Here is a 13,835-nt window from a genome sequence, read left to right on the forward strand (position 1 = left end):
CAGCAGACAGAACCGCGGCTGACAAAAAAGGCCCCGCCGGCATCGGCGGGGCCTTTGCTGTCCGGCTACCAGATACTGACCCGCTCAGCGGCGGGCATCCACATTCCGTCTTCTGCCATGACGTCGAATGCCTCGTGGAAGGCATCCAGGTTCCTGGCGATGGCGTTGGTCCGGAACTCATTGGGCGAGTGGGGATCCGTAGCCAGCCGCCGGATGGCCTCCTCCTGCCGGATCACCTGGCGCCAGCCGGCGGCCCAGGAGGCGAAGAAGCGCTGCTCGCCCGTCAGGCCGTCCAGCACATCCGGTTCCTTGCCCTCGAGGCTGATGAGGTAGGCCTTGTAGGCAATCGTCAGGCCCGCCAAGTCGCCGATGTTCTCGCCGAGCGTGAGGCGCCCGTTGACGTGGTGTCCTGGAGCAGCGGTGGGGGAGAGTGCGTCGAACTGCGCCACCAGGCGTGCCGTCAGGGCATCGAAGGCCTGGCGGTCCTCATCTGTCCACCAGTTGCGCAGGGCCCCGCCGCCGTCGAACTGCGAACCCTGGTCATCGAAGCCATGGCCGATCTCGTGGCCGATCACCGCGCCAATGCCGCCGTAGTTGACCGCGTCATCGGCATCGGCCGTGAAAAACGGCGGCTGCAGGATTGCCGCGGGGAACACAATCTCGTTCATCATCGGGTGGTAGTAGGCGTTCACCGTCTGCGGGGTCATCAGCCACTTGTTCCGGTCAACGGGTTTGCCTACCTCGTCCAGGTGCCTGTCGACGTCGGCGTTGTGGGCGCGTTCCACGTTGCCCAGCAGATCGCCGGGGACGATATCCACGGCCGAGTAGTCAATCCATTCCTCCGGGTAGCCGATCTTGGCCCGGAAGGCCTCCAGCTTGCGAAGCGCCTCGGCCTTGGTGTCCTGGCCCATCCAGCTGACGTCAGCGATGCTCCGGCGGTAGGCCTCGATGAGGTTTCCCACCAGGGTCTGCATCCGCGCCTTGTGGGATTCAGGGAAATGCCGCGCCACATAGATCTGGCCCACGGCCTCGCCGAGGGCGGCCTCGACGACGGCGACGCCTCGCTTCCAACGGTCCTTGTTACGCGGCGTGCCGCTGAGGGTGGTGCCGTAAAACGCGAAGTTGGCGTCGACAAACCCGGACGACAGGTAGGGCGCAGCCGCACTCACGACGCGCATGGCCAGCCACTCCTGCCAGGTGGCCAGCGGCACTTCGTCCAGCAGTCCCGCTGCACCGGCGAAGAAGTCGGGGGTGCTCACAACGATCTCCGCCCGCTTGCCAGGCTCGATGCCCGCGGCATCGAACCAGGTTGCCAGCAGCGGGAAGAGCTCAGCGGCTTCGTCCGCCGTCTTGAGGTTGTAGGTCTTTTGCGGGTCCCGCAGCGTCACGTTGTCCCAGTGGTGGGACGCGAGCCGGGTCTCCAGCCCTGCGACCCGGCCTGCGGCAGCCTCCGGATCAGCAAGTCCCGCCAACTCAAACATCTTCTGCACGTGGGCTGTATAGGCCGACACGATGGGGGCGAACTTCTCCTCCCGGTAGTAGGACTCGTCAGGCAGGCCAAGGCCGCCCTGTCCGGTGTACAGCAGGACCCGGTCGGGGTTTCCGGCATCCGGGGCGGGGTAGATGTAGAAGAGTCCGCCCACGTCGGCACGGAACAGCCGGCCGGCCAGGGCAATCAGCTCCGGGACCGAGGTGGTGGCAAACACGTCGGCAAGCCGCCCGCGGATGGGTTCCATGCCTTTGGCTTCAACGGCCGCTTCGTCCATGAAGCTGTTATAGAGGTCGCCGATCTTGCGCTCGATCCCGCTGGCGCCGGCACCTTTGGCTGCTGCCTCCTCGATAATGTCGCGGACAGCGATCTCGGACCCGTCACGCAACGCGGTGAACGTGCCTTCCAGGGGCCGGTCATCGGGAATCTCGGTGGCTTTGAGCCAGGCGCCGTTGATGTGCTGGTAGAGGTCATCCTGCGGCCGGACTGTGTGATCAATGGTGGACAGATCGATCCCCGAAATGGGCACTGCAACTCCTTTGCTGTGACGCCGGGGCCCGGCCGTACACCGGAGGCGTCTGCATGCTGGACTTTACGGACGGTAGTGCCCTTTCATCTTACGCACCCGTGTTACCCTCAAAGTGTGCGTGCAGAGCTCCTTCTCCTTAGCTGCCGCGGCGAGGTCACAGACGCTATCTAGCGCACGGCCCACCCTCGCTGCGGAGTTTGTGTTGCCCGGCCACCCTTTCACTGAAGATCGATAGAAAAGGCCACGAACATCATGCGAAACGCACAGAAGCCCTCCGGAATGCCTGCCCACCGGTACATGCCCTTCCAAGACCAGATCAAGGTAGAACTGCCGGACCGCACCTGGCCCGACAAGATCATCACCAAAGCCCCCCGCTGGTGCGCCGTGGACCTGCGCGACGGCAACCAGGCCCTGATCGATCCCATGAGCCCGGCCCGCAAGATGAAGATGTTCGACCTGCTGGTCCGCATGGGCTACAAGGAAATCGAGGTCGGTTTCCCGTCCGCCTCACAGACGGACTTCGATTTCGTCCGCCAGCTCATCGAGGGCAACCACATCCCGGACGACGTCACCATCCAGGTCCTGACCCAGGCCCGGGAACACCTGATCGAACGTACCTATGAATCCCTGGTGGGTGCCAAGCAGGCCATCGTCCACCTCTACAACTCCACGTCCGTGCTGCAGCGGCGCGTTGTCTTCAACCAGGACGAAGACGGCATCCTGGACATTGCCCTGCAGGGGGCCCGGCTGTGCAAGAAGTACGAGGAAACCCTCGCGGACACCCACGTGACCTACGAATACTCTCCGGAGTCCTTTACCGGAACCGAACTGGAGTATGCCGTCCGGGTCTGCAACGCCGTCGCCGACGTTTTCGAAGCCTCCGCCGACCGCCAGGTGATCATCAACCTCCCCGCCACCGTGGAGATGGCCACGCCCAATGTCTACGCCGACTCCATCGAGTGGATGAGCCGCCACCTGCACCCCCGCGAGGGCATCATCCTGTCCCTGCACCCGCACAACGACCGCGGGACCGGTGTTGCAGCCGCGGAGCTGGGGTACATGGCCGGCGCAGACCGCATCGAGGGCTGCCTCTTCGGCAACGGTGAACGCACCGGCAACGTGGACCTGGTCACCCTGGGCCTGAACCTGTTCGTCCAGGGCATCGACCCCATGATCGATTTCTCCAACATTGACGATGTCCGCAGGACCGTGGAGTACTGCAACCAGCTGCCGGTGCCGGAACGTTCGCCGTACGGCGGAGACCTGGTTTTCACCGCCTTCTCCGGGTCGCACCAGGACGCCATCAAGAAGGGCTTCGAAGCCCTGGAGCGGGATGCTGCAGCGGCGGGTAAGGCCGTGGACGACTTCACCTGGCAGGTCCCGTACCTCCCGGTGGACCCCAAGGATCTGGGCCGCAGTTACGAGGCCGTCATCCGTGTGAACTCCCAGTCCGGCAAGGGTGGCGTGGCATACCTGCTCAAGAACGAGCACAGCCTGGACCTGCCCCGCCGCGCGCAGATCGAGTTCTCCGGCGTCATCCAGCGCCGCACGGACACTGTGGGCGGCGAAGTCAGCGGCGCCCAGCTCTGGCAGACCTTCCAGGACGAATACCTGCCGTCCGGGCAGGCTGACGGACAGTGGGGACGCTACTCCCTGGGCGCAGTCAAGACGGAGACGGATGCCGACGGCGGCATGACGCTGCACGCCTCCCTCACCATTGACGGGGCCAAGGTGAGCCGGACCGGCACCGGCAACGGTCCGATCGCCGCCCTGCTGAACATCCTGCACGAGGACGGCGTGGATGTCCGCGTACTGGACTACAGCGAGCACGCTTTGTCCGAAGGCGGAAACGCCATGGCGGCAGCCTACGTGGAGTGCGCTGTGGGGGAGCGGGTCCTGTGGGGCGTCGGCATCGATGCCAACACCAGCATGTCGTCCCTCAAAGCCGTGATCTCTGCGGTCAACCGCGCCATCCGGGACGCCCAGGCCTAGAAACCCCCGGGGGTGCCGCCGGCCAAACCCGGCGGGACCCCCGTGGCCTGGCGGTACCCTGCCGGGCGGGATGGGAAGATGGAGCGTGGCCCAAAATTCTTTTGCCTCCCGAGCGTACCGGGACGACGCCGTGGTGCTGCGCACCCATAAGCTGGGGGAGGCGGACCGGATTATCACCCTCCTCACGAAGCACCACGGACAGGTCAGGGCCGTTGCCAAGGGCGTGCGCCGCACCAGCAGCCGCTTCGGGGCCCGGCTTGAACCGTTCATGGTGGCAGACCTCCAGCTGGTAGCAGGCCGCACGCTGGACATCGTTACCCAAGCCGTCGCCAAGGGCGCCTACGGCGGAAGCATCGCCGCGGACTATGCCAGGTACACCGTCGCGGCCGCGATGACCGAGACAGCCGAGAAACTTACGGACGTCGACGGGGAGGCCGGGACCGCGCAATACAACCTGCTGGTCGGGGCCCTCGCCGCACTGAGCCGGGACGAGCACGCAGCCGGCCTGATCCTCGACTCCTACCTCCTTCGTGCGCTGGCCACCGGCGGCTGGGCGCCCAGCTTCACGGACTGCTCACGCTGCGGGGCGCCTGGCCCCCACACTGCGTTTTCCGCTCCGCTGGGCGGCATGGTCTGTACCCAGTGCCGGCCGCCCGGGTCACCCGCCCCGGCGCCGGAAACGGTCATCCTGCTGGCGGCGCTACTGACCGGCGACTGGACGACGGCGGACGCGTCCCGGCAGCAGCACCGCAAGGAGGCTGCGGGGCTGGTGGCCGCCTACCTGCAGTGGCATCTCGAACGAGTACTGAAATCCCTCAAACATGTGGAGCGTAGCTGACAGTGGCCCTGGGAAAAAAGAACACCGCACCCCGCCGTCGGACCCACCCTGTGGTGGCACCGTACCCGCACCCGTCCGGTGCCGTGGCCCCGTCCATACCATCCGAGTTCATTCCCCGGCACGTCGCCATCGTCATGGACGGCAACGGCAGGTGGGCCAACCAGCGGGGCCTGCCGCGCATCGAGGGACACAAGGCCGGGGAGCCTGCACTCCTCGATGTCATGGCAGGCGCCATTGAGTTGGGCATCGAGTACGTTAGCGTTTACGCGTTCTCCACCGAGAACTGGCGCAGGTCGCCTGAGGAAGTCCGGTTCCTCATGGGATTTAACAAGGATGTGCTGCGAAGGCAGCGAAACCAGCTGGACAACTGGGGCGTCCGGGTTCGTTGGGCGGGGCGGCGCCCACGCCTCTGGGGCTCGGTTATCCGGGAGCTGGAGGAGGCCGAGGAATTCACGGCGGCAAACTCCACCTGTAATTTGACCATGTGTGTTAATTACGGCGGCCGGGCCGAGATCACCGACGCCGTCTCGGCCATTGCCGCTGACGTGGCAGCCGGCAGGCTGAAACCGGGCGCGATCACCGAGCGGACCATCCAGAAATACCTGGACGAACCGGATTTGCCGGACGTGGACCTCTTCCTGCGCAGCTCGGGGGAGCAGAGGCTGTCCAACTTCCTGCTCTGGCAGTCCGCTTACGCGGAGTTCGTGTTCATGGACACGCTGTGGCCCGATGTGGACCGCCGGACGCTCTGGGCCGCCGTGGAGGAATATGCCAGGCGCGACCGGCGCTACGGCGGGGCAGTGGACGCGGCTGCAGCCCCTCCTGGGATACCGGCGGCGGGGCAGCGTCAGCCGTAGGCCCGCAACCAGCGCAGCAACCGCCCGTAGGCTTCGTCCCTGATCGGGGCGGGCGAGAGGAAGACGTCGTGCAGTGCGCCGTCGATCCGTTCCACAGTCACCGTCCGGCCCAGGGTAAGGGCGCGGGCGCTGATGGTGTTGACGTCCAGGACCGCATCCGTGCGCCGCATCTCCTCGGACCACAACAGCCCGTTGGCGCTCCCCATCGATAACAGCACCAGGATTGGTGCCTCGATGCCCAGGCCCTTGGCCACCCGCGCATGCCCGGCGAGCACGGCCCTGAGCCAGCCGGCACGGACGGGGAAGGCCATGCGCGGCCGGTAGCGTTCATCCAGCGCCCACTCGCCGTCCGCGGCGCTGCTTATGGTGCGCCAGTAGTGCCCGCGCGGGGGCAGCCGGAGAACTGCCTCCGGCCGGACGCGCGCCACCGGGCGCACCATGCCCGCCGCCGCGCGGCGCACCAGGGCACTTCCATGCATCTCCAGCCACGGGCTGTTGAGGACCAGCAGCGATACATCCTTCGGGTGCCGGCTGGCCCACAAGGCTGCCACCAGGCCACCGGTGGAATGGCCCATCAACGCCACCGGCCCGGGAGCACCCTCAGCACGGATGATCCGGCCCGCTTCTTCGATTTCCGCGTCATACGCGTTTAGGTCGGCCACATACCCGCCGGGTGACTCCGGACGCAGGCTCCGTCCGTGGTTGTGCATGTCCAGTGCATAAAAGTCATAACCCGCCGAAACCCAGAAGCGCGCCAGGTCTTCATTGAAGAAGTAGTCACTCCAGCCATGCAGGAACAGCACCGCCCGGCGGCCGCCGGCGCCGCCACCGGCAGACGGCCGCAGCCGCACCAGCGTTGCTGTCCGCTCCACGCCGTCCGTCCCCTTGGCGACAAAAGAGTGCGACTCGAAGTCGCCTCCCAGGATGTCCTGCTGCCAGCGCATGCCCTCATGGTAGACCGGCATGCCGGCACTTCTTCCACGCCCTCCGCCGTCGCCGTTTTGGTGCGGCGCACCAAGTAACGGGAAACTGGAGGCATGCGCGTTTATCCCACTTTCTTCAGGCTGGCCTTTTCATGGATGGACGCCGAGCGCGCCCATACGATCGGATTCAGGGGCATCCGGCTCGCGCATGCTTCCGGCGCCGGGAAGCTCCTGCGGAAGCTGACCGCCCCGGCACCGTCGCTTCAGACCACCGCCTTTGGTGTCACATTCCCCTCGCCCTTTGGGCTGGCGGCCGGTTTCGACAAGGAAGGCCACGGCATCGAGGCCCTCACCGAACTCGGTTTTGGACACGTGGAAGTAGGCACCATCACCGGGCAGGCCCAGCCGGGCAACGACAAGCCGCGGCTCTTCCGCCTCATCCAGGACCGGGCGGTCATCAACCGGATGGGCTTCAACAACGACGGCGCCGCGGCCGTAGCGCCCCGGCTGAAAGCAGCGCGGGCTGCGCTTCAGCGGCAGTACCCGGCGGTGCGGCCTGTAATCGGGGTCAACATCGGCAAGACCAAGGTGGTTGAGTTGGCCGACGCCGTTGACGACTACCTGGTCAGCGCCCGCAGCCTGGCCCCCGCTGCCGACTACCTGGTGGTAAACGTCAGTTCGCCCAACACGCCCGGGCTGCGCCTCCTCCAGGACGTGGACACCCTGCGCCCACTCCTGACCGCCGTAGGCCAGGAAGCGGACCGGGCCGCCGGACGGCACGTGCCCCTGCTTGTGAAGATCGCCCCCGACCTCAGCGACGAGGACATTGACGACGTGGCGCGGCTGGCCCTGGACCTGAAACTGGACGGTATCATCGCCACCAACACCACGATCGCCCGGACCGGACTCTCCTCACCTGCCCACGAGGTAGAGAAATGCGGGGCCGGCGGCCTCTCCGGCGCTCCCCTGAAACAGCGTTCCCTCGAGGTGCTGAAACGGCTCAAGCACGCCACCGGTGACGCCCTCGCCCTGGTCGCGGTCGGCGGGGTGGAAACAGCCGAAGACGTACAGGAAAGGCTCGACGCCGGCGCCACCCTGGTGCAGGGCTACACGGCATTCCTCTACGAAGGTCCGTTCTGGGCAGCACGGATCAACAGTCAACTGGCAAAGAACCGCCGTTCCTGATCCTCCGCGGCCACGGCATTCCGGCAGCAGGCCTGCGGCCTCGTCTTAACAACAGAAACCCCGGCGGATCCCGCCGGGGTTTCTGTCATTAACTCTTAATACCTGTTCAGGCCGGGTACTGGCCCCGCTGGACCTGGGGCTTGGGCAGGCGCAGTTTCCGGAACTGAAGGGACCGCATGGAGCCGTACCAGACGGTACCCCGCTCCACTTCACCGAACTTCTCCGCCAGGCGCTTGCGGAGCTTGCGGGAGAGAATGAAGACGTCCACGAAGACTGCCAGGAACATCACCCAGAAAGCACCCAGGACATAGATCATCATGTCGCTGGAGGCGGGAACCACCAGGGACACCAGCACGAACACCAGCGCACCGAACATCAGGTACTCGCCAAGGTTGAAGCGGGCGTCCACGAAATCACGGGCAAACCGCTTCTGCGGACCTTTGTCGCGCAGGGGAAGGAACTTCTCGTCGCCGGTGTCCATGGCCCGCCGCATCTTCAGGCGCTGGTCCTGGACGGCCTGGCGTTCGGCGGCCTTGGATGCCTTGCGGTCCTCGGGCACCAACGGGCGCTTGCGGGCGGCTTCCTGGGCCTTCCGGGTGGGGGTAGGCGCACCCTTGCCCGCCGCGCTGTTCTGCCGCGCGGCCGCTTCCGCTGCCTGCTGGTCTATGGTTTCCTGCGCCGAGGGCGCTTCTTTTCTACGTCCGAACACCTGAACAGAATACCTTGCAGCCGGCGTCCGGTTGCGTACAGTCACCCCAGCCCAACGCTGCCGCCGCATGTGACGGGGGTAATGTTTTGGCCATGACTTCAACACCGGCGGCCACCCCGCACAGCACCACCAGCACCTCAGGTCCGGCCCCTGGGGTTTCCGGCAGGACGGACGATCTCCGTTCAGCGGTAGACCGCTCCTTCGACCACACCCTGGCGCGGCTCAAAGAGCTGGTTGCCATCCCTGGCATTGCATGGCCCAGCTTCGACCGCACCCCCCTGGAGCACAGCGCGGAAGCCGTCGCAGCCCTTCTGCGGAGTGCAGGGATCGGGGAAGTCCAGGTGCTCACCGTCAACAAGGCTGACGGCACACCTGGTGGTCCCGCCGTCGTCGCCCGCCGCCCGGCGGCAGAAGGCCGTCCCACCGTCCTGCTGTACGCCCACCACGACGTCCAGCCGCCCGGTGATGAATCCCTGTGGCACACCGAGCCGTTCACCGCCGTCGAGAAGGACGGCCGCCTCTACGGACGCGGCGCCGCCGACGACAAAGCCGGGATCATGGCGCATGCTGCTGCCTATGCCGCCGTTTCCGACGTACTCGGCGATTCACTGGGACTGGGAGTGACCTTCTTCATCGAGGGTGAGGAAGAAGCAGGCTCGCCCACGTTCCGGACATTCCTGGAGGCGAACCGGGAACTGCTGCGGGCGGACGTTATTGTCGTCGCCGATTCGAGCAACTGGAAGGTGGGGGTGCCGGCCCTTACCACCAGCCTGCGCGGCCTGGTGGACGGCACCATCGAAGTGCAGGTCCTCGACCACGCGGTGCATTCAGGCATGTACGGCGGTCCGGTCCTGGATGCGCCCACCCTTCTGTCCCGCCTTATCGCCACGCTTCACGACGCCGAGGGGAACGTGGCAATTGCCGGACTCGTGTCGACCGATGAAACGACCGTGGACATGCCGGAGGCCGACTACCGGGCCGATGCCTCGGTGCTCGACGGTGTCCGCCTGGCCGGGACGGGAAGCATCGCGTCGCGGCTCTGGACCAAGCCGGCGCTGTCGATCATCGGCTTCGACGCCCCCGCAGTGGACGTGGCCTCCAACACCCTCATTCCCCGCGCCAGGGCGAAGTTCAGCCTTCGGCTGGCGCCGGGGCAAGTGCCTGCCGAAGCGATGGACGCGGTGCGGCGGCATGTCGAGGGAGCGGCACCGTTTGGCGCCAAGGTCGTATTCACGCCGGGTGAGGCCGGCAATCCGTTCCGCACCGATACCTCCTCCGCTGCCGCGTCCGTGGCGCTGTGGGCGCTGGGGGAGGCCTGGGGAGTTCCTGCCGTGGAAACAGGCATCGGCGGCTCCATCCCCTTCATCGCCGACCTGACGGAGCTCTATCCCCAGGCGCAGATCCTGGTGACCGGCGTTGAGGATCCGGATTCGCGGGCCCACAGCGCGAACGAGTCGCTGCATATCGGCGACTTCCGGAACGCCATCCTCGCCGAAGCCCTGATGCTGGCCCGTCTCAACGACGAAGGCCTCTGACGGCCCGTGCCGCCAGGCCGGCGTCCAGGGAACAACCTGCACGCTTTGACGGTTACGTCAGGAGTTAGAGCTACACCACTGCCGCGCGTAGCATGTAGCTATAGCCCATACCGTATCCGTAGGGGCAGGCGCCGTTTCGGCGACGCCGCCAGACCGTCCTAAGAAGGTAGGCCAATGAGCACCTCAACCAACGAAAACAGCACCGCCACCACCGTGGCCAGCGACGAACTGCCCGTTCACGAGGTCAACCTGACCGACGTCGCCGCGGGGAAGGTACGCAGCCTCCTTGAGCAGGAAGGCCGTACGGACCTGCGCCTGCGCGTCGCCGTGCAGCCCGGTGGATGCTCAGGGTTGATCTACCAGCTCTACTTCGATGAACGGCTCCTTGATGGTGACGCCGTCCGCGATTACGACGGAGTGGAGGTCGTCGTCGACAAGATGAGCGTGCCCTACCTCAGCGGCGCCAGCATTGACTTCGAAGACACCATCTCCAAGCAGGGCTTCACCATCGACAACCCGAACGCCGGAGGCTCCTGCGCCTGCGGTGATTCGTTCCACTAAGCCGGTTATTTCGCCCGATGTCCGCGCCGGGTCTCCTGCCGTCCAAAACGGCACGGGGGCTCGGCGCCGACATGTGGGCGAAACGCCCGGCGGAGCGGTAAGCTCTACACCGAGTAGTAAAACTTTTTTGTGCCCGAGCGCCGATGGCTGCCCGGACAACAGCAACAAGTAGGAAGGGCCGTCTGTGAGTTCGCAGAACCGAACCGGCAGCCGACGCAAAACGATCACCACGATCTCAAGCTTGGCGATTGCCGGCGCGTTGGTTTTGACCGGATGTTCGCCAGAGGTAGAGAAAGGGTGGATGCCCACTGAACGTGGCACCACCAGCAACACCGACCGCATCATGGACCTCTGGGTCAACTCATGGATTGCAGCGCTTGTTGTAGGCGCCATTACCTGGGGCCTGATCATCTGGTGCCTGGTTGCCTACCGCCGCCGCAAGGGAACGGTCGGCTTCCCCCGCCAGACCAGCTTCAACCTTCCGCTGGAAGTCTTCTACCTCACCATCCCGATCTTCATGGTCCTGGTGTTCTTCTACTTCACCGACCGCGACCAGCAGGCGATCGATGACCGCTCGCAGCCGGCCGACGTCGTTGTCGACGTCCGCGGCAAGCAGTGGGCCTGGGACTTCAACTACAAGTCCGGGAACGTGATCCAGGAAGACGTCCACGAGGCCGGCGTCCAGGCGCACCTCACCGGCAACACCATCGACAAGGAACAGCTCCCCACCCTGTACTTGCCGGTGAACAAGTCTGTTGACCTCGAACTCAACGCCCGCGATGTCATCCACTCCTTCTGGGTTCCCGCCTTCCTGCAGAAGCGCGACATGATTCCCGGCAAGACCAACTACATCCGGTTCACGCCCACCAAAGAGGGCACCTTCGACGGCAAGTGCGCCGAACTCTGCGGCGAGTACCACTCCGAAATGCTGTTCCGCGTAAAGGTGGTGTCTGAATCCGAATTCAAGGCCCACATGGACCAGCTCAAGGCTGAAGGCAACACCGGCCTGCTCGGCGTCGAGTACGACCGCAACCCGAACCTGAACGAAACCAAGTAAGGGGAGCGACGTGGCTACGTATACCCAATCCGCACCTGCGGGAGTCCTGTCGGCTCCTGTGGTACCCAAATCCAAGGGGCGCATCGTCGTCAACTGGATCACTTCCACTGACCACAAGACCATCGGGTACATGTACCTGATCGCGTCCTTCGTGTTCTTCTGCCTGGGCGGCGTGATGGCGCTGCTGATCCGTGCCGAATTGTTCGAGCCCGGCATGCAGATCCTGCAGACCAAAGAGCAGTACAACCAGCTGTTCACCATGCACGGCACCGTGATGCTGCTGATGTTCGCCACCCCGCTGTTCGCCGGGTTCGCCAACGTGATCATGCCGCTCCAGATCGGCGCTCCGGACGTTGCGTTCCCGCGACTGAATGCACTGGCGTTCTGGTTCTTCCTGTTCGGTTCCACCATCGCGGTGTCCGGCTTCATCACCCCCCAGGGCGCTGCGTCCTTCGGCTGGTTCGCCTACGCGCCGCTGTCCAACACCACGTTCACCCCCGGCATCGGCGGTGACCTGTGGGTCTTTGGCCTGGCACTGTCCGGCTTCGGCACCATCCTCGGTGCGGTCAACTTCATCACCACCATCATCTGCATGCGCGCGCCGGGCATGACCATGTGGCGGATGCCCATCTTCACCTGGAACACGCTGATCACCGCGATCCTGGTGCTCATGGCCTTCCCGCCGCTGGCCGCGGCCCTGTTCGCGCTGGGCGCGGACCGGAAGTTCGGTGCGCACATCTTCGATCCCGAAAACGGCGGTGCCGTCCTGTGGCAGCACCTGTTCTGGTTCTTCGGCCACCCCGAGGTGTACATCATCGCGTTGCCGTTCTTCGGCATCGTCTCCGAGATCTTCCCGGTCTTCAGCCGCAAGCCGATCTTCGGCTACAAAGGTCTGGTCTACGCCACCATCGCCATTGCCGCCCTTTCGGTGACGGTGTGGGCGCACCACATGTACGTGACGGGCGCCGTCCTGCTGCCGTTCTTCTCGTTCATGACCATGCTCATCGCAGTGCCTACCGGCGTGAAGTTCTTCAACTGGATCGGAACCATGTGGCGCGGCTCCATCACCTTCGAGACGCCCATGCTGTGGAGCATCGGCTTCCTGATCACGTTCCTCTTTGGCGGTCTGACGGGCATCATCCTGGCGTCGCCGCCGCTGGACTTCCACGTTTCGGACTCGTACTTCGTGGTAGCCCACTTCCACTACGTCGTGTTCGGCACCGTGGTGTTCGCCATGTTCGCCGGGTTCTACTTCTGGTGGCCCAAGTGGACGGGCAAGATGCTGAACGAGCGCCTCGGCAAGATCCACTTCTGGCTCCTCTTCCTGGGCTTCCACGGCACCTTCCTGATCCAGCACTGGCTCGGCGTTATGGGTATGCCCCGCCGCTACGCCGACTACCTCCCCGAGGACAACTTCACCTGGATGAACCAGTTCTCCACCGTGGCGTCGTTCGTGCTCGGCGCGTCCCTGATCCCGTTCTTCTGGAACGTCTACATCACCTGGCGCAGCGCCGAGAAAGTCCAGGTCGATGATCCGTGGGGCTTTGGTGCATCGCTCGAGTGGGCCACGTCCTGCCCGCCGCCGCGCCACAACTTCACGTCTCTGCCCCGGATCCGTTCGGAGCGTCCCGCCCTGGACCTGCACCACCCGGAACTCCGCCAGGTCCACACAGCTGAGTCGCCGGCTCCCGCAGCAGCGGTTCTCGGCAACGCCGACCAGAAGGACACCGCACAGTGAAAATCGAATCCTGGATCTTTGGCTCTGGAGTTTTCTTCTTCGTTCCCGTCGCCCTGGTCTACGGGTTCCTGACCAGCTGGGGTGAGTGGGTCGGTATCCTGGGCATCCTGCTCGTCGGTGGGCTCGCCGGCATGATCGGCGCCTACCTCGGTTTCACCGGCAAGCGCGTCGGGCTGCGGCCTGAAGACCGCAGTGATGCCGAAATCCACGAAGGCGCCGGCGAACAGGGGCACTTCAGCCCCTGGAGCTGGTGGCCCCTGGTTCTGGGCATCGCCTGCGCCACCGGATTCCTCGGCCTGGCCGTAGGTACCTGGATCATCTTCATCGCCGGCGGCCTCGCCGTCGTGGCACTGGTTGGCTGGGTGTACGAGTACAGCCGCGGAGATCACGCGCACTAGGCAAATATGAATAGCGACGTCGGG

General features: G+C 65.2%; 12 protein-coding genes. 9 read left to right on the forward strand and 3 right to left on the reverse strand.

What is annotated here, in order from left to right:
* Nucleotides 1–65: 65 nt before the first annotated feature.
* On the reverse strand, nucleotides 66–2,018 hold the full coding sequence (locus ACTJK0_RS09570) for a M13 family metallopeptidase (RefSeq protein ID WP_440744991.1): 1,953 nt from the start codon (nucleotides 2,016–2,018) through the stop codon (nucleotides 66–68).
* Nucleotides 2,019–2,270: 252 nt separating this feature from the next.
* Here ACTJK0_RS09570 and leuA point away from each other — a divergent pair, with 252 nt between their 5' ends.
* From leuA to ACTJK0_RS09585, 3 genes are all read left to right on the forward strand, one after another.
* A complete protein-coding gene (gene leuA, locus ACTJK0_RS09575; RefSeq protein ID WP_110542966.1) occupies nucleotides 2,271–4,010 on the forward strand; it encodes a 2-isopropylmalate synthase in 1,740 nt (579 codons plus the stop codon).
* A gap of 85 nt (nucleotides 4,011–4,095) precedes the next feature.
* Nucleotides 4,096–4,848 carry a DNA repair protein RecO gene (gene recO / locus ACTJK0_RS09580; RefSeq protein WP_110542967.1) on the forward strand — a complete coding sequence of 251 codons (753 nt, stop codon included), beginning with the start codon at nucleotides 4,096–4,098 and terminating at the stop codon, nucleotides 4,846–4,848.
* Between the two features lie 2 nt (nucleotides 4,849–4,850).
* Nucleotides 4,851–5,705 carry an isoprenyl transferase gene (locus ACTJK0_RS09585; RefSeq protein ID WP_440744992.1) on the forward strand — a complete coding sequence of 285 codons (855 nt, stop codon included), beginning with the start codon at nucleotides 4,851–4,853 and terminating at the stop codon, nucleotides 5,703–5,705.
* On the opposite strand, the gene ACTJK0_RS09590 is transcribed toward ACTJK0_RS09585, so the two are convergent.
* Entirely contained in the window at nucleotides 5,696–6,649 is a 954-nt protein-coding gene (locus ACTJK0_RS09590) for an alpha/beta hydrolase (RefSeq protein WP_440745003.1), read from the reverse strand. The two genes, ACTJK0_RS09585 and ACTJK0_RS09590, sit on opposite strands and share 10 nt — an antisense overlap.
* Before the next feature lie 93 nt (nucleotides 6,650–6,742).
* On the opposite strand from ACTJK0_RS09590, the gene ACTJK0_RS09595 reads away from it, so the two are divergent.
* Nucleotides 6,743–7,813, forward strand: coding sequence for a quinone-dependent dihydroorotate dehydrogenase (locus tag ACTJK0_RS09595; RefSeq protein ID WP_110542969.1), 1,071 nt, complete (start codon nucleotides 6,743–6,745; stop codon nucleotides 7,811–7,813).
* 106 nt (nucleotides 7,814–7,919) lie between these two features.
* Here ACTJK0_RS09595 and ACTJK0_RS09600 read toward each other — a convergent pair whose 3' ends face one another.
* Nucleotides 7,920–8,522, reverse strand: a complete 603-nt coding sequence (locus ACTJK0_RS09600) for a DUF3043 domain-containing protein (RefSeq protein ID WP_110542970.1) — start codon at nucleotides 8,520–8,522, stop codon at nucleotides 7,920–7,922.
* Nucleotides 8,523–8,614: 92 nt separating this feature from the next.
* Here ACTJK0_RS09600 and ACTJK0_RS09605 point away from each other — a divergent pair, with 92 nt between their 5' ends.
* The 5 genes from ACTJK0_RS09605 (at nucleotide 8,615) to ACTJK0_RS09625 (ending at nucleotide 13,811) form a co-directional block, all read left to right on the forward strand.
* Entirely contained in the window at nucleotides 8,615–10,057 is a 1,443-nt protein-coding gene (locus tag ACTJK0_RS09605; RefSeq protein WP_110542971.1) for a dipeptidase, read from the forward strand.
* Between the two features lie 174 nt (nucleotides 10,058–10,231).
* Complete coding sequence (locus ACTJK0_RS09610) at nucleotides 10,232–10,618, forward strand: HesB/IscA family protein (RefSeq protein ID WP_109044573.1); 387 nt, start codon at nucleotides 10,232–10,234, stop codon at nucleotides 10,616–10,618.
* Between the two features lie 184 nt (nucleotides 10,619–10,802).
* Complete coding sequence (gene ctaC, locus ACTJK0_RS09615; protein ID WP_110542972.1) at nucleotides 10,803–11,675, forward strand: aa3-type cytochrome oxidase subunit II; 873 nt, start codon at nucleotides 10,803–10,805, stop codon at nucleotides 11,673–11,675.
* Nucleotides 11,676–11,685: 10 nt separating this feature from the next.
* Entirely contained in the window at nucleotides 11,686–13,413 is a 1,728-nt protein-coding gene (gene ctaD, locus ACTJK0_RS09620) for an aa3-type cytochrome oxidase subunit I (RefSeq protein ID WP_110542973.1), read from the forward strand.
* The gene (locus ACTJK0_RS09625) at nucleotides 13,410–13,811 is read left to right on the forward strand and encodes a cytochrome c oxidase subunit 4 (protein ID WP_110542974.1); all 402 of its coding nucleotides are present in this window, start codon (nucleotides 13,410–13,412) and stop codon (nucleotides 13,809–13,811) included. Before ctaD ends, ACTJK0_RS09625 begins: the two co-directional genes overlap by 4 nt.
* Nucleotides 13,812–13,835 lie beyond the last annotated feature (24 nt).

The organism is Paenarthrobacter sp. 22069 (assembly GCF_052046035.1).
In the GTDB taxonomy this organism is placed as follows: domain Bacteria; phylum Actinomycetota; class Actinomycetes; order Actinomycetales; family Micrococcaceae; genus Arthrobacter.